Here is a 15,364-nt window from a genome sequence, read left to right on the forward strand (position 1 = left end):
TTCCGGCCACCGGATACGACCCTCGTGAAACCTCTCCTGCTCTCGCACTTCACCGCCACCAGCTGTATCGGCAGCGGCCTCGATGCGACCGTCGACGCGCTGCGCAACGCACGCGGCGGGCTCGCGCCGTGCGACTTCGAACGCGCCGATCTCGACACCTGGATCGGCGCCGTGGATGGCGTCGATGCGCATCCCGTGCGCACGGATCTCGCCGATTTCGACTGCCGCAACAACCGCCTCGCACAACTCGGCCTCGTCCAGGACGGCTTCGACGCGCGCGTCGCGGCGGCCGTGTCGCGCCATGGCGCCGCGCGCGTCGGCGTGTTCATCGGCACGAGCACGTCCGGCATCCTCGAGACCGAACGCGCGTACGAGAAACGCGATCCGGCGAGCGGCGCGCTGCCCGCGGCGTTCCGCTACGCACACACGCACAACCCGTATTCGCCGGCCGCGTTCGTGCGCGCGTATTTCGCGCTGCGCGGGCCAGCCATGGCGATCTCGTCCGCGTGTTCGTCCGGCGCGAAGGTATTCGGCTCCGCGCGCCGGATGATCGAAGCGGGGCTGATCGACGCAGCCGTCGTCGGCGGCGTCGATTCGTTGTGCCTGACGACGCTGTACGGCTTCAATTCGCTCGAACTGCTGTCGCGCCGGCCGTGCCGGCCGTTCGACGTCGCGCGCGACGGCATCTCGATCGGCGAAGCGGCTGCATTCGCGCTGCTCGAACGCATGCCGGACACACGCGCCGCGTTCGACGACGACGCGATCCTGCTGCTCGGCATCGGCGAATCGAGCGATGCGCATCACATGTCGTCACCGCATCCGGAAGGGCTCGGCGCACGCATCGCGATCGAACAGGCACTCGCCTCCGCCGGCCTCGCCGCGGGCGACATCGACTACGTGAACCTGCACGGCACCGCGACGCCCAGCAACGATGCCGCGGAAAGCCGCGCCGTCGGCGCGCTGCTCGCCCGCACGCCGTGCAGCTCGACGAAGGGGGCGACCGGCCACACGCTCGGTGCGGCCGGCGCGCTCGAAGCGGTCGTCGCCGCGCTCGCGCTGCGCGAGCAATTCGTGCCGGCAGGCGTCAACACGACGCAGCCCGACCCGGCGCTGGCCGCCGACTACGTGCTCGCGAGCCGCGACGCACGCGTGCGTGCGGTCCTGTCGAATTCGTTCGGCTTCGGCGGCACGAACTGCAGCCTGATCCTCGGCCGCGCCGAGCATGCTCGCCACGGGGAGCCGACATGATCCTCACGGCATTCATCGAAAGCGTCGGTCTCGTCGGCCCCGGACTCAATGATTGGCCGCACGCGGCCGACGTGCTCGCGGGCCGCACGGCCTATGCGAGCGCGCGCACCGTGCTGCCGCCGCCCGCCAGCCTGCCGCCGGCGGAGCGCCGTCGCACCGGCCCGGTCGTGCGCGTCGCGCTCGCGGTCGGCCTCGAGGCGGCAGCCGCAAGCGGACGCGATGCCGCCACGCTCGCGACGGTGTTCAGCGCGTCCGGCGGCGACGGCCAGAACTGCCATGCAATCTGCGAGACCCTCGCAGGCGACGATCGCCATCTGTCGCCCACGCGCTTTCACAACTCCGTGCACAACGCGCCGGCCGGCTACTGGAGCATCGCGACCCGCGCGATGGCGACGTCGAACGTGCTGTGCGCGCACGACGGCAGCTTTGCCGCGGGCCTGCTCGAGAGCCTGTGCCAGGTCGCGGTCGATCGCGTGCCGAGCCTGTTGATCGCCTACGACACCGACTATCCGGAGCCGCTGCGCGCAGTGCGGCCGATCGTCGACGCATTCGGCGTCGCGCTCGTGCTCGCACCCGACGCGAGCGAACGCACGCTCGCGCGCATCGACGTGCAGCTCACCGACGCGCCGGCAACGACGCTCGCGAATCCCGAACTCGACGCGCTGCGCACCGGCAATCCGGCCGCGCGCGCACTGCCGCTGCTCGCCGCGCTCGCCGCGCGGCACACGGCGAGCGTCGTGCTCGACTATCTGGAAGATATGCGCGTGCAGGTCGATATCACGCGGCCGGATGCCGCGGCGGAGCACGCACAATGACGACGCCCGTCTCGACGCTCATGCCCGAGCCGACGACAGCAACGCTCGATCACGCATGGATCGCCGCGCACATTCCGCACGACGGCGCGATGTGCGTGCTCGATCGCGTCGAAGCATGGGATGCCGCACGGATCCGCTGCAGCGCGACGAGCCATCGCGATCCGCGCAACCCGCTTCGCTCGCGCGGCAGGCTCGCATCGGTCTGCGGAATCGAATACGCGGCACAGGCGATGGCCGTGCACGGTGCGCTGGTCGGTGCGCAACGCGCGCGGACGGAACCCGCGCGGCCGCGCGCCGGTTATCTGGCGAGCGTGCGCAACGTCGACGCGTTCGTCGATCGGCTCGACACGTTCGAGCTGCCGCTGATCGTCGACGCCGAGCGCATCGGCGGCGACGACCGCTCCGTGCTGTACAGCTTCACGCTGCGCTGCGGCGAGCGCATGCTGCTCGGCGGCCGCGCCGTGGTGATGCTCGATGCATCGGCGGCCAGCGGACTCGTTCCGCCGCCTGCCGGCCGCGCGGACATTCGATAACCAGCCTCAAGGAAACCAGGTCGTGAAAGCACGTCAGTTCATTTGCACCGCGTTCGTTCTGGCGCTGATCAGCCCGATCGCGCACGCGGACATGTCCGAAGTGAAGCAGGACATCAAGCGCGATTCGAAGGAAGCCGCGCACAAGACCGGCGAGGCCGCGCGCAGCTTCGGCCACGCGACCGCGAGCGCCGCGAAGACGGTCGGCCACGGCATCGCGCATGCGTCGCGCGAGGGCTGGGATGCCACCAAGCGCACGACGAAGCGGATCTTCCACAAGAACGATTCGGGCGAAGGTTCGGCGAAAGGCAGCGACTGAGCGCGGGCGTCCCGCGTACCACACGCGAATGCGCGTGATGCGGCACGACGCGTAAGCGCCCGTGCCGCATCGCCGTCGTCAGCGCGCGCCGCTACGCGTGCGGCGCGCCGGCCCGCGCGCGAGGCACTTGCCGTACGCGACGAACCAGCAATCGCGATGATCGAAGTTGCGCAGCAGCCGCGCGCGGCGCCGCTCGAGCCAGTGAAGCGCGATCGCAATCGTCAGCGCGACGGCCAGTGCCGAGCCGCCGATCGCGAGTCCCATCCAGGTGTCACCCATGCCTCCTCCGGAATGCGAGGCCGGTGCGGCGCGCGTGCCGCGACGCAGTGGCCGGAGCGCGGGCGCACACGGCCCGCCGCATGCGCGGCGAACCTGCGTCCGTGATCGGTCACCGCGCGCCTGGCGCGCCGCCCCGGCGCTGGATACAGCGGGAGCACGGCCCGGACACGCGCGAACGCCGCCCGGGCCGCCGCGCGTCAGTGCATGTGCTGCCCGCCGTTGATCGCGATGTTCGAGCCCGTCACGAAGCCGGCCTCCTCCGAGCACAGAAACGCGATCAGCGCCGCGACTTCCTCGGGTTGACCGAGCCGTCCCACCGGAATCTGCGGGAGGATCTTCGTATCGAGGATGTCCTGCGGGATCGCCGTCACCATTTTCGTCGCGAGATAGCCCGGCGATACCGTATTCACCGTCACGCCCTTGCGCGCGATCTCGAGCGCGAGCGATTTCGTGAAGCCGTGCATGCCGGCCTTCGCGGCCGCGTAGTTGGTCTGGCCGACCGAGCCCTTCGAGCCGTTCACCGACGCGATGTTGACGATGCGTCCCCAGCCGCGCTCCACCATCCCGTCGCAAACCGGCTTCGTCATGTTGAACACGGAATCGAGGTTGGTGCGAATCACCGCATCCCAGTTGACCTTGTCGAGCTTGCGCAGCGTCATGTCGCGCGTGATGCCCGCGTTGTTCACCAGGATGTCGACCGGGCCGACGTCCCGGACGATCTTCTCGATGCACTGCTGGCACGAATCGTGATCGGCCACGTCCACCGGATACGCGTGGAATTCGCGGCCGGCCGCGTGCATCTCGGTAAGCCAGCGATCGGCACCGGTATTGTTCGGCGAATACGTGACGACGACCCGGTGCCCGGCATCGTTCAACCGGATGCTGATCGCTTCGCCGAGACCGCCCATCCCACCTGTCACAACTGCAATTCGCTTAGTCATCCTATGAGTTACCGACAAAAAAAGTAGTCAATGTTGCGGGGCGACGGCATGGCACATGCTGCCACCCCACCGCTGCGATGCGCTGGCGCCCGCAACGCAGGCACGGCGCACCGGAACATCACGCATGTTGTCGACTGCTTGTTCTGCGCGAAGATTGCTGAGCACGCGTGCGGTACTGGCCGGCGCCGCACGCGTGCTATATCGTCAGACCCGGCTCAACCGCGTTCGACCGCGAGCGCGACGCCCATCCCGCCGCCGATGCACAGCGACGCCAGCCCGCGCTTCGCGTCGCGCTTGACCATCTCGTGCAGCAATGTCACCAGGATCCGGCAGCCCGATGCGCCGATCGGGTGACCGATCGCGATCGCCCCGCCGTTCACGTTCACCTTCGACGTGTCCCAGCCCATCTGCTTGTGCACCGCCAGCGCCTGCGCCGCGAATGCCTCGTTGATTTCCATCAGGTCCAGGTCGCCCGGCGTCCACCCCGCACGCTCCAGGCAGCGGCGCGATGCCGGCACCGGACCCATGCCCATCACGCTCGGATCCACGCCCGCGTTCGCGTACGCCTTGATCCGCGCAAGCGGCGTCAGCCCGAGCGCCGCCGCCTTCTGCGCCGACATCACCAGCACCGCCGCCGCCCCGTCGTTCAGCCCCGACGCGTTCGCCGCCGTCACCGAGCCATCCTTCGAGAACGCCGGCTTCAGCCCCGCCAGCGATTCCGCCGTCACGCCGTGGCGCACGAACTCGTCGGTCGCGAACTGCAGCGGCTCGCCCTTGCGTTGCGGAATCGACACCGGCACGATCTCCGCGTCGAAGCGGCCGGCCTTTTGCGCAGCTTCCGCCTTGTTCTGCGACAGCGCCGCGAATGCGTCCTGCTCCTCGCGCGTGATCCCGTATTCCTTCGCGACGTTCTCCGCCGTGATGCCCATGTGGTACTGGTTGTACACGTCCCACAGGCCGTCGACGATCATCGTGTCGACCAGCTTCGCATCGCCCATCCGGAATCCGTCGCGCGAGCCCGGCAGCACGTGCGGCGCCGCGCTCATGTTCTCCTGGCCGCCCGCGATCACGATGTCCGCGTCGCCCGCCATGATCGCGTTCGCCGCCAGCATCACGGCCTTCAGGCCCGAGCCGCACACCTTGTTGATCGTCATGCCCGGCACCGCGTTCGGCAGGCCGGCCTTGATCAGCGACTGCCGCGCCGGGTTCTGCCCCGAGCCCGCCGCCAGCACCTGCCCCATGATCACTTCGCTCACCTGCTCGGGCTTCACGCCCGAACGCTCCAGCACCGCGCGAATCACCGTCGCGCCCAGCTCCGGTGCCGCGATCTTCGCGAGCGAGCCGCCGAATTTGCCGACTGCGGTTCGCGCGGCCGATACGATCACTACGTCCGTCATGTTCTCTTCCTGCATTGAAATCAGTGGGTCGATCCGTATTGCGGGCCGGTTCGGCGCGGCGGCCGACGACGGCGCGTGAGCGCCGCGCGGCCAGCGATGCGGCCGCGCGTTCACGCGCTCATGCGCGCCGCGCATCCGGCCGCCCCGACCGTGTCCGGGCACGCAGCGACGAGCCGGAGGTACACCGAACGCCACGCGGCACACGCGGCAGCCGGCGCCCGCCGGCGCCGCTCAATCAGTGTCGCGCCTGCGCGCGACACGCGCTCATGCAGCCGATTCGCGTGAAGCGGCGTCCTTGCGAGCGGCGGCGGCGGTCTGCTTGGCACCGCGTGCCGTCGTTTCGCTGACCGCGTCGAAGCCACTTTGCGCGGCCTCGATCGCCTGCCCCGTCGCGGCACGCACGGAGTCGGCCGCGGCCGTCGCCGTGGACAGCGCCGAATTCAGCGCGGCGACCACTGCGCCCGAGCCCGCCGGCGCATGCTTCGTCAGTTCGCCGACCACTTCCTTCACGCGCTTGTCGTTCTGCTCGTACTGAGCCTGGGCAACCTTCGCCCACTCGGCCTGCGTCGACACCGCAATATCGAACAGATGGCGACCGTATGCGACGGCCTTGCCTGCGGCTTCCTGCGGTGCGGCGACTTGCTGCGCGAAGCCCGCAGCCGGGTTGTTCGCGCTGAACGCGTTCTTCAGCTTGTCCTCGTATTCCTCGAGCGCCGTCTTGGCCGCTTGCAGGTTCAGTTCGACGACTGCTTCGAAACCATTAATGGCCGGACGGGCAATCGCGAACCACGCGGCGATTCCGGACTGGTAATCGGCAGCGAATTTTTCGGGGGCAAATACGGACATCGGGCACGCTCCTGTTGGCAATGCGAGAGACGACGTAAAGAAAATGGAAGCCGGATCGAGGGTCCGCCTCCTTATTCACAACCCGCAGATGCTATTGACTGCGATCAGTTGAGGATGGCCATTTTAGAGGGATTAATTGTCAATAAAGTTGCATTAATACTAGGTAAAAACCCTTATCAGTCGAAATGACCGCGCCACGATGGCGTTTTCAGCCAATGGGGCCGCGTCGCAACGCCTTGCCCGGAAAAGGTTTTTACTTTTTTACAGCATAACCGACGCGGCCAGCCGCAACATTTACCCCGTCATTATTCCCGTTATTAGAAAAAGGGTAACCATTGAGGATGGACTGCTTTTCCGATGTAATCGTTTTTCCAGATTTACTGTGAAATCGTTACCGGGATTATTAATGACGATTTCAATAATCAGAACAATTGCCGGACGCGATCACGGCGATCTCACCCGATCAATTCGCGATGCAGCGCACGAAACTCCTGCGCGAGTTTGTGCGCCGGCTCGAGATGGATCACCGGCGTCGACTGCTGATGCGACTCGCGGATCTTCACCGACGCCGACAGCCGCGACGCCAGTACCGGAAGCCCTTCCTCGACGAGTTCGTCGACCAGGCGCTGCGGCAGGCTCGCGCGTGGCTGGAACTGGTTGATGACGATCCCTTCGATCTCGAGTGCCGCATTGTGGTCCTGCTGGATTTCCTTCACGTTCTCGAGCAGCGTGTACAGCGCGCGGCGCGAGAAATCGTCGCAGTCGAACGGAATCAGGCAGCGTTCGACCGCGATCAGCGCCGAGCGTGTGTAGAAGTTCAGCGCGGGCGGCGTGTCGATGTAGACGGCATCGTAGGTGTCGAGCTCGTTGAGCGCGTCGCGCAGCTTGTAGATCTTGTAGCGCGACTCGAGCTTGCCGTGCAGCGTGTCGAGGTCCGGATGCGCGGGCATCACGTCGAGCCCGTCGAACGGCGTCGGATGGATGAACGATGCGACGTCGACCGGCCGGAAGTTGAACGTCAGCGCGGTCTCGAAGAATTCCGCGACGCCGGGGTGGGCGTCGCTCGCGCGGTCGCCGAGCAGGTAGCGTGTGGAATTCGCTTGCGCGTCGAGGTCGATGACAAGCGTGCGCAGCCCTTCGCTCGCGCTGATCGCCGCCAGGTTGCAGACGATCGTCGATTTGCCCACACCGCCCTTCTGGTTGAATACGACCCGCCGCATGGTGTCTCCTTCGATCGAAACGTCGAAAGAACGAGCTTAGCCGGTCAATCGTGGCGACCGCGTGACATGCATCAGATAGTGGGCACAGGTCCTGACACATGACGATCCGGGCACGCTCGATCGCCACGGTAGGTCCTGGCCGACACGAATGCCGACGCGCGGCCCGCCTGCCAGGTTCGCGGGCGGCGCCATGCCGGCGTCGATCCTGCAGAACAGCCCGTCGAGCCGCGGGGCGATGAGTCGTGGGCGCACCAGCCACGGCCCCCCCGGAGCGCGGGCGCAAACGGAAAAAAGCCCGAAGGTCCGTGCCAAGCGGCTGGCTTGACTCGGACATTCGGGCCCATTCCGGTGCGGGATGCCGACGTTCCGTCAGAACGGGATATCGTCGTCCATCTCGTCGAAACCGCCGCCTGCCGGCGCGCTCGGACGGCTCTGACCACCGCCTGCACCGCCGCGCGGCGCGCCGCCGGCACGGCCGCCGCCACCACCGCCGCGCTCCATCTGTTCGCCGCCGCGGCCGCCGCCACCACCGTAGCCGCCGCCATAACCGCCTTCGTCACCGCCGCCACCGCCGCCGCCCGAACCGCCGCGGCCGCCGAGCATCTGCATCTGGTCTGCGACGATTTCGGTCGAATAGCGATCCTGGCCGTCCTGGCCCTGCCACTTGCGCGTGCGGATACGGCCTTCGATATAGACCGACGAACCCTTCTTCAGGTATTCGCTGACGATTTCGGCGAGACGGCCGAAAAACGCGACGCGGTGCCACTCGGTCATTTCCTTGAAATCGCCGCTTGCCTTGTCCTTGTAGCGATCGGTCGTCGCGAGACGGATGTTCGCAACCGCGTCGCCGCTCGGCAGGTAACGGACTTCAGGATCGGCGCCGAGATTGCCGACGAGGATGACCTTGTTGACGGATGCCATGTGTTTCTCCAGTAAATTCGATGCCGGGCCGCCCGCGAATGTCGTCGGAGCAGCCCGCCGGGCAAGCCGGCGAGCGCCGCCGGTTGCCTGCCCGAAAAGAGGGTTCAGGCCTTGCGCGGCGGCGCTTTCATGCTGGCCGCGATTATAAGCCACGCTGCCACGAGCCCGGAGCACGCATAGAAAACGGTGTTCGCGCCGCCGTGCTTCAGCAGCCAGCCGCCCGCGATGCCGCCGAGCGCGAGCCCGATCGATTGCGTGGTGTTGTAGACGCCCGTGGCCGCGCCCTTGCGCGAACCGGGCGCGAGCTTCGACACGAGCGACGGCTGCGATGCTTCCAGGATGTTGAAGCCGAGGAAGTACACGAACAGGATCGCCGCCACAATCAGGATGGTATGCGGTGCGCTGCCGAGCAACAATTGACCAATCAGGATAGCCAGAATGCCGCCGAGCAGCACCGGCTTCATCTTGCCCCGTTTTTCCGCGACGATGATCGCCGGGACCATCATCACGAACGCGAGCCCCATCACCGGCAGGTAGACCTTCCAGTGCGCGGCGACCGGCAACCCGCCGTCGACCAGCAGGCGCGGCACGACGAGGAACAGCGCCGTCTGTGTCGCATGCAGCACCAGCACGCCGAAGTTCAGGCGCAGCAGCTCGCCGTTGTGCAGCACCTCGCCGAACGGCGCCGGCACGTGCACGGGCTTCGCCGCATCGGGCACGATCCACATCACGACGCCGATCGCGAGGATCGACAGCACGCCGACGATCGCGAACAGCCCGCTCATCCCGACCCAGTGGAACACGATCGGCGCGCCGACGATCGCGACCGCGAACGACACGCCGATCGAGCCGCCGACCATCGCCATTGCCTTCGTGCGGTTCTGCTCGGAGGTCAGGTCGGCAATGAACGCGAGCACCGCGGACGACACGGCGCCCATGCCCTGGATCACGCGGCCGACGATGATCCACGTGATGTCGTGCGCGAACGCGGCGACGAAGCTGCCGAGCGCGAAGATCAGGAGGCCGGTGGCGATCACGGGCTTGCGGCCGAACTTGTCGGACGCCCACCCGTAGAAGATGTACAGCAGCGACTGCGTGACGCCGTAGGCCCCGAGCGCGATGCCGACGAGCAGCACGTTGTCGCCGCCCGGGATGGTTTTCGCATAGACCGAGAACACCGGCATGATCATGAACAGGCCGAGCATGCGCAGCGCGAAGATCGCCGCGAGCGACGTGGTCGCGCGCAGTTCGGGCGCGCTCATGCGGGAAGACGTGGCGGACGGATTGGACATCGGGAATGAATTTCGAATGATCGGAATGTCCGCCCGGCGGCGGGCGGCGGAAGATCAGGGCCACCGGCCCGGCAGGCCTGGCTGGCAGGTTCCGGAACCGCTTTCCGGGACGTCTCGCAGGCTGCCTGCGGGCCGCCTCGAGCCGTGCGGCGCGGCCGCTTCCCCGGCGTGGACACCGCCTTGCTGCCAGCTGCTGCAAAGGCTGGGGCCCCCAACGACGGCCTCGAAAAGCCGTTATAGTAGCAGGTTTGGTTCCCTCCATTTTCGCCAGGTTCATGGAACAGATCCGTATCCGTGGGGCACGCACCCACAACCTGAAAAACGTCAATCTCGACCTGCCGCGCCACAAGCTGATCGTGATTACCGGGTTGTCCGGGTCGGGCAAGTCGTCGCTCGCGTTCGACACCCTTTATGCCGAAGGCCAGCGCCGCTACGTCGAAAGCCTGTCCGCGTATGCCCGCCAGTTCCTGCAACTGATGGAGAAACCCGACGTCGACCTGATCGAGGGCCTGTCGCCCGCGATCTCGATCGAGCAGAAGGCGACGTCCCACAACCCGCGTTCGACCGTCGGCACGGTCACCGAAATCCACGACTACCTGCGACTTTTGTTCGCACGTGTCGGCACGCCGTATTGCCCCGACCACGACATCCCGCTCGAGGCGCAGAGCGTGTCGCAGATGGTCGACGCGGCGCTCGCGCTGCCCGAGGAAACCAAGCTGATGATCCTCGCGCCCGTCGTCGCGAACCGCAAGGGCGAGCACGCAGAGCTGTTCGAGGACATGCAGGCGCAGGGTTTCGTCCGCTTTCGCGTGCGCTCGGGCGGCGGCACCGCGAACGAGGGCGTCGCGAAGATCTTCGAGGTCGAGTCGCTGCCGAAGCTCAAGAAGAACGACAAGCACACGATCGACGTCGTCGTCGACCGGCTGAAGGTACGCCCGGACATGAAGCAGCGGCTCGCCGAATCGTTCGAGACCGCGCTGCGCCTCGCCGACGGCCGTGCGATCGCGCTGGAGATGGACACCGACCGCGAGCACCTGTTCAGCTCGAAGTTCGCGTGCCCGATCTGCTCGTACTCGCTGCAGGAGCTCGAGCCGCGCCTGTTCTCGTTCAACAACCCGATGGGCGCGTGCCCGGAATGCGACGGCCTCGGCCAGATCACGTTCTTCGATCCGAAGCGGGTCGTCGCGCACCCGTCGCTGTCGCTCGCGGCCGGCGCCGTGAAGGGCTGGGACCGCCGCAACCAGTTCTACTTCCAGATGCTGCAGAGTCTGGCGGCGTTCTACGAATTCGACATCGACGCCGCGTTCGAGGACCTGCCGGAGAAGATTCGCAAGGTGCTGCTGTTCGGCTCGGGCAAGCAGACGATCCCGTTCTCGTACATCAACGAGCGCGGCCGCACGACGATCCGCGAGCACGTGTTCGAAGGGATCATCCCGAACCTGGAGCGCCGCTACCGCGAAACCGATTCGGTCGCGGTGCGCGAGGAACTCGCGAAATACCAGAACAACCAGCCGTGCCCGTCGTGCGACGGCACGCGGCTGCGCCGCGAGGCGCGCCACGTGCGGGTCGGCACCGGCGACTACGCGCGCGGCATCTATGAGATCAGCGGCTGGCCGCTGCGCGACGCGCTCGGCTATTTCGACGGCCTGTCGCTCGACGGCGCGAAACGCGAGATCGCCGACAAGGTGATCAAGGAAATCGTCGCGCGCCTGACCTTCCTGAACAACGTCGGCCTCGACTACCTGTCGCTCGAGCGCAGCGCCGAAACGCTGTCGGGCGGCGAGGCGCAGCGGATCCGGCTCGCATCGCAGATCGGCTCGGGCCTGACCGGCGTGATGTACGTGCTCGACGAGCCGTCGATCGGCCTGCACCAGCGCGACAACGACCGCCTGATCGCGACGCTCAAGCATCTGCGCGACCTCGGCAACTCGGTGATCGTCGTCGAACACGACGAGGACATGATCCGCACGGCCGACTACGTCGTCGACATGGGCCCCGGCGCGGGCGAGCACGGCGGCGTGGTGGTCGCCGAAGGCACGCCGAAGCAGGTGCAGTCGAATCCGCAGTCGCTGACGGGCCAGTATCTGGTCGGCAAGCGCACGATCGAGTATCCGGACGAGCGCATCGCCCCCGATCCGGAGCGGATGCTGCGCATCGTCGACGCGCACGGCAACAACCTGAAGCACGTCGATCTCGAGCTGCCGGTCGGCCTGTTGACCTGCATCACCGGCGTGTCGGGTTCCGGCAAGTCGACGCTGATCAACGACACGCTGTACCACGCGGTCGCGCGCCACCTGTACGGCTCGTCGGCCGAGCCCGCGCCGCATGAGGCGATCGAAGGCCTCGAGCACTTCGACAAGGTGATCAACGTCGACCAGTCGCCGATCGGCCGCACGCCGCGCTCGAACCCGGCCACCTATACCGGCCTGTTCACGCCGATCCGCGAGCTGTTCTCGGGTGTGCCGACCGCGAAGGAGCGCGGCTACGATCCGGGCCGCTTCTCGTTCAACGTGAAGGGCGGCCGCTGCGAGTCGTGCCAGGGCGACGGCGTGCTGAAGGTCGAGATGCACTTCCTGCCGGACGTCTACGTGCCGTGCGACGTATGCCACGGCAAGCGCTACAACCGCGAAACGCTCGAAGTGCAGTACAAGGGCAAGAACATCAGCGAAGTGCTCGACATGACGGTCGAGCACGCGTACGAATTCTTCAGCGCGGTGCCGGTTATCGCCCGCAAGCTGAAGACGCTGCTCGACGTCGGCCTCGGCTACATCCGCCTCGGCCAGTCGGCCACGACGCTGTCGGGCGGCGAGGCGCAGCGCGTGAAGCTGTCGCTGGAGCTGTCGAAGCGCGACACAGGCCGCACGCTGTACATCCTCGACGAGCCGACCACCGGCCTGCACTTCCACGACATCGCGCTGCTGCTCGAAGTGATCCACCGGCTGCGCGACCAGGGCAACACCGTCGTGATCATCGAGCACAACCTCGACGTCATCAAGACGGCCGACTGGGTGATCGACCTCGGCCCCGAAGGTGGTGCCGGCGGTGGCCAAATCATCGCGCAGGGCACGCCCGAGCAAATCGCGAAGACCAAGGCGAGCTTCACCGGCAAGTATCTCGCGCCGCTGCTCAAGCGTCCGACCCGCAAGGCGGCGGCCGGCTGACACTTTCCGTTCCCGCGCGCGGCTGCCAGCCGCGCGCGTCCGGCGCCCGCGGCGGCGGCGGCCTCATCGTTTTCCCTTCTGCGGTTTTCCCTTCTGCGTATACACCACGAGCCAAACAGCCCCGTGGCGGACCATAATGGCAGCTATACTTTACGGTCGTAAGGTTCGCCGTCCGCACCAATCCGGTGCGGCACCGGGCGGCCGCCGTCCTGCCGCCCACCGCGCGGCGCGACACACGAACGACAGGAATCCACGATGGAGAAGCAACAAGAGTCGCGCGACGCGCAGAACCGCGAGCCGCACCTGCGCAGCGTGCGGCTGACGAGCGACTTCAGCCTGCCGAAGTTGTCGGCGATCGAGGTCGCCAGCTATCTGTTCGCCCTCGTCGCAATGGTGCTCGTCATCGAACTCAAGCTGCTGGGCGGGCTGCTGGCCGGCATGCTGGTCTATCAGCTGATCCACACGATCGCGCCTGTAATCGAACGCCACACCACGAGCATGCGCGCGCGCTGGGTCGCCGTCGTGCTGCTGTCGGTCGCGATCGTCGGCGGGCTCACCGGCCTGACGATCGGCATCATCGAGCACTTCGAGCACACGGTACCGAACCTGCAGAGCCTGCTCGACCAGCTGATGCAGATCGTCGAGCAGACCCGCGCACGCACGCCGTCCTGGATCGCGAGCGTGCTGCCGGTCGACGTCGAACAGATGAAGGCCAAGGCGGCGCTGCTGATGCACTCGCACATGGACCAGCTCCAGCAAGGCGGCAAGAGCGTCGCGCGCGGCTTCGGCCACGTGCTGTTCGGGATGATCATCGGCGCGATGATCGCGATCGGCGTCGAGCACGGCAAGGTGCGCCGGCCGCTGTCGACCGCGCTCGTCACGCGCGTGTCGCGCTTCGCCGAATCGTTCCGCCGGATCGTGTTCGCGCAGATCAAGATCTCGGCGATCAACGCCGCGTTCACCGGCATCTACCTGCTCGTCGCGCTGCCGATCTTCCACCAGCGGCTGCCGCTATCGAAGACGCTCGTGCTCGTCACGTTCATCGTCGGCCTGCTGCCGGTGATCGGCAACCTGATCTCGAACACGCTGATCGTCGCGGTGTCGCTGTCGGTCAGCATGGGCACCGCGATCGCATCGCTCGCGTTCCTCATCGTGATCCACAAGTTCGAATACTTCCTGAACGCGAAGATCATCGGTGGCCAAATCGAGTCGCGCGCATGGGAGCTGCTGCTCGCAATGCTGATCATGGAAGCCGCATTCGGGCTGCCGGGCGTGATCGCAGCGCCGATCTTCTATGCGTACCTGAAGCGCGAGCTGTACATGCTGCGGCTGATCTGACGACCACGCCGTCCGCGTCGCCCATCACTCAATAAAAAACGCCGCGTCTCGTGAAGAGCGCGGCGTTTTCGTTTGCGGCAATCGCCGATCAGCGGAACACGACTGTCTTGGTGCCGTTCAGCACGATCCGGTGCTCGACGTGCCACTTCACGGCGCGCGCGAGCGTCACGCACTCGACGTCGCGGCCGATCGCGGTGAGCTGGTCGGGCGTCATGCTGTGGTCGACGCGCTCGACTTCCTGCTCGATGATCGGACCTTCGTCGAGATCGGTCGTCACGTAGTGCGCAGTCGCGCCGATCAGCTTCACGCCGCGGTCAAACGCCTGGTAGTACGGCTTCGCGCCCTTGAAGCTCGGCAGGAACGAATGGTGGATGTTGATCGCCCGGCCGGCGAGCTGCTCGCACATGTTCGGCGACAGGATCTGCATGTAGCGCGCGAGCACGACGAGATCGGCCTGGTGTTCGTCGATCACTTCGAGCACGCGCGCTTCTTGCGCGGCCTTCGCCGCATCGGACGAACCGCCGACGAGCGGGAAGTGATGGAACGGGATGTTGTAGCTTGCGGCGAGCTGGTAGAACTCCTTGTGGTTCGATACGATCGCCGGGATCTCGATCGGCAGCTGGCCGGTGCGGTAGCGGAACAGCAGGTCGTTCAGGCAGTGGCCGATCTTCGACACCATGATCACGACGCGCGGCTTCACGGCCGCGTCGTGCATCTCCCAGCGCATCGCGAACTGCTCGGCGAGCGGCGCGAATTCGTGGCGAAGCGTGTCGAGCGCCGACGCGGCATCCGCGCCGCCGCCGTCCTGCACGAAGTGCACGCGCATGAAGAACTCGCCGGTGCGGCTGTCGCCGAACTGCGCCGAATCGAGGATGTTGTTGGCGCGTTCGAACAGGAAACCCGAGACCGCGTGGACGATGCCGTGCCGGTCGGGGCACGACAGTTTCAAGATAAAGCTGTGATCGGTCGGCATGACCGCTACTCCCTTCGTTTCGGTATTCGTCAAATAGGCCGTTCGTCCGGCCGCGCTCGAGCGCCGGCCCGGACCGGCATGCTG

Annotated in this window: 14 protein-coding genes and 1 pseudogene; 6 read left to right on the forward strand and 9 right to left on the reverse strand. The window is 66.7% G+C overall.

The genetic code is table 11. From position 1 onward, the window contains the following. The first annotated feature begins 24 nt into the window (after window positions 1–24). Genes WI26_RS13355 through WI26_RS13370 form a run of 4 tightly spaced genes read left to right on the forward strand, consistent with a single transcriptional unit; the run spans window position 25 to window position 2,912 of the window. On the forward strand, window positions 25–1,248 hold the full coding sequence (locus WI26_RS13355; protein ID WP_069226158.1) for a beta-ketoacyl-[acyl-carrier-protein] synthase family protein: 1,224 nt from the start codon (window positions 25–27) through the stop codon (window positions 1,246–1,248). Beyond that, window positions 1,245–2,063 (forward strand): beta-ketoacyl synthase chain length factor, encoded by an 819-nt coding sequence (locus tag WI26_RS13360; protein WP_059540046.1) that lies wholly within the window; start codon window positions 1,245–1,247, stop codon window positions 2,061–2,063. The genes WI26_RS13355 and WI26_RS13360 overlap by 4 nt, the downstream gene beginning before the upstream one ends. Next, window positions 2,060–2,596, forward strand: coding sequence for a hotdog family protein (locus WI26_RS13365; protein WP_059540045.1), 537 nt, complete (start codon window positions 2,060–2,062; stop codon window positions 2,594–2,596). Before WI26_RS13360 ends, WI26_RS13365 begins: the two co-directional genes overlap by 4 nt. Window positions 2,597–2,618: 22 nt before the next feature. Then, window positions 2,619–2,912: a hypothetical protein gene (locus WI26_RS13370; RefSeq protein WP_059540044.1), complete on the forward strand. Its 294-nt coding sequence runs from the start codon at window positions 2,619–2,621 to the stop codon at window positions 2,910–2,912. A 78-nt stretch (window positions 2,913–2,990) separates the two neighbouring features. Here the strand turns inward: WI26_RS13370 and WI26_RS13375 are convergent, their stop codons facing one another. From WI26_RS13375 to WI26_RS13405, 8 genes and pseudogenes are all read right to left on the reverse strand, one after another. Continuing rightward, the gene (locus tag WI26_RS13375; protein ID WP_069226159.1) at window positions 2,991–3,191 is read right to left on the reverse strand and encodes a hypothetical protein; all 201 of its coding nucleotides are present in this window, start codon (window positions 3,189–3,191) and stop codon (window positions 2,991–2,993) included. Window positions 3,192–3,388: 197 nt separating this feature from the next. Further along, a complete protein-coding gene (gene phbB / locus WI26_RS13380) occupies window positions 3,389–4,132 on the reverse strand; it encodes an acetoacetyl-CoA reductase (RefSeq protein ID WP_059465803.1) in 744 nt (247 codons plus the stop codon). A gap of 215 nt (window positions 4,133–4,347) precedes the next feature. After that, on the reverse strand, window positions 4,348–5,529 hold the full coding sequence (locus tag WI26_RS13385; RefSeq protein WP_069226423.1) for an acetyl-CoA C-acetyltransferase: 1,182 nt from the start codon (window positions 5,527–5,529) through the stop codon (window positions 4,348–4,350). A gap of 264 nt (window positions 5,530–5,793) precedes the next feature. Then, entirely contained in the window at window positions 5,794–6,375 is a 582-nt protein-coding gene (gene phaP, locus WI26_RS13390) for a TIGR01841 family phasin (protein WP_069226160.1), read from the reverse strand. A gap of 455 nt (window positions 6,376–6,830) precedes the next feature. Beyond that, window positions 6,831–7,595: a ParA family protein gene (locus tag WI26_RS13395; protein ID WP_069226161.1), complete on the reverse strand. Its 765-nt coding sequence runs from the start codon at window positions 7,593–7,595 to the stop codon at window positions 6,831–6,833. A gap of 71 nt (window positions 7,596–7,666) precedes the next feature. Continuing rightward, window positions 7,667–7,808, reverse strand: a pseudogene (locus WI26_RS33320) (DNA-3-methyladenine glycosylase); the annotation flags it as partial. 156 nt (window positions 7,809–7,964) lie between these two features. Beyond that, entirely contained in the window at window positions 7,965–8,516 is a 552-nt protein-coding gene (locus WI26_RS13400; protein WP_069226162.1) for a single-stranded DNA-binding protein, read from the reverse strand. A gap of 104 nt (window positions 8,517–8,620) precedes the next feature. Further along, window positions 8,621–9,808, reverse strand: coding sequence for an MFS transporter (locus tag WI26_RS13405; protein ID WP_069226163.1), 1,188 nt, complete (start codon window positions 9,806–9,808; stop codon window positions 8,621–8,623). Window positions 9,809–10,083: 275 nt separating this feature from the next. Here WI26_RS13405 and uvrA point away from each other — a divergent pair, with 275 nt between their 5' ends. Then, complete coding sequence (gene uvrA, locus WI26_RS13410; RefSeq protein WP_059464498.1) at window positions 10,084–12,969, forward strand: excinuclease ABC subunit UvrA; 2,886 nt, start codon at window positions 10,084–10,086, stop codon at window positions 12,967–12,969. Between the two features lie 255 nt (window positions 12,970–13,224). Continuing rightward, on the forward strand, window positions 13,225–14,307 hold the full coding sequence (locus WI26_RS13415; RefSeq protein ID WP_069226164.1) for an AI-2E family transporter: 1,083 nt from the start codon (window positions 13,225–13,227) through the stop codon (window positions 14,305–14,307). An 88-nt stretch (window positions 14,308–14,395) separates the two neighbouring features. On the opposite strand, the gene purU is transcribed toward WI26_RS13415, so the two are convergent. Then, window positions 14,396–15,280 carry a formyltetrahydrofolate deformylase gene (purU, locus tag WI26_RS13420; RefSeq protein WP_059464496.1) on the reverse strand — a complete coding sequence of 295 codons (885 nt, stop codon included), beginning with the start codon at window positions 15,278–15,280 and terminating at the stop codon, window positions 14,396–14,398. Between the last annotated feature and the right edge of the window lie 84 nt (window positions 15,281–15,364).

The sequence above is a fragment of the Burkholderia diffusa genome (genome assembly GCF_001718315.1).
GTDB lineage: Bacteria > Pseudomonadota > Gammaproteobacteria > Burkholderiales > Burkholderiaceae > Burkholderia > Burkholderia diffusa_B.

What these genes read in the sequence shown, in the direction of transcription:
- WI26_RS13360 (WP_059540046.1), top strand. Translation starts at nt 1,245, where the DNA reads ATGATCCTCACGGCATTCATCGAAAGCGTCGGTCTCGTCGGCCCCGGA.
- WI26_RS13365 (WP_059540045.1), top strand. Translation starts at nt 2,060, where the DNA reads ATGACGACGCCCGTCTCGACGCTCATGCCCGAGCCGACGACAGCAACG.
- WI26_RS13375 (WP_069226159.1), bottom strand. Translation starts at nt 3,191, where the DNA reads ATGGGTGACACCTGGATGGGACTCGCGATCGGCGGCTCGGCACTGGCC.
- phbB (WP_059465803.1), bottom strand. Translation starts at nt 4,132, where the DNA reads ATGACTAAGCGAATTGCAGTTGTGACAGGTGGGATGGGCGGTCTCGGC.
- WI26_RS13385 (WP_069226423.1), bottom strand. Translation starts at nt 5,529, where the DNA reads ATGACGGACGTAGTGATCGTATCGGCCGCGCGAACCGCAGTCGGCAAA.
- phaP (WP_069226160.1), bottom strand. Translation starts at nt 6,375, where the DNA reads ATGTCCGTATTTGCCCCCGAAAAATTCGCTGCCGATTACCAGTCCGGA.
- WI26_RS13395 (WP_069226161.1), bottom strand. Translation starts at nt 7,595, where the DNA reads ATGCGGCGGGTCGTATTCAACCAGAAGGGCGGTGTGGGCAAATCGACG.
- WI26_RS13400 (WP_069226162.1), bottom strand. Translation starts at nt 8,516, where the DNA reads ATGGCATCCGTCAACAAGGTCATCCTCGTCGGCAATCTCGGCGCCGAT.
- WI26_RS13405 (WP_069226163.1), bottom strand. Translation starts at nt 9,808, where the DNA reads ATGTCCAATCCGTCCGCCACGTCTTCCCGCATGAGCGCGCCCGAACTG.
- uvrA (WP_059464498.1), top strand. Translation starts at nt 10,084, where the DNA reads ATGGAACAGATCCGTATCCGTGGGGCACGCACCCACAACCTGAAAAAC.
- WI26_RS13415 (WP_069226164.1), top strand. Translation starts at nt 13,225, where the DNA reads ATGGAGAAGCAACAAGAGTCGCGCGACGCGCAGAACCGCGAGCCGCAC.
- purU (WP_059464496.1), bottom strand. Translation starts at nt 15,280, where the DNA reads ATGCCGACCGATCACAGCTTTATCTTGAAACTGTCGTGCCCCGACCGG.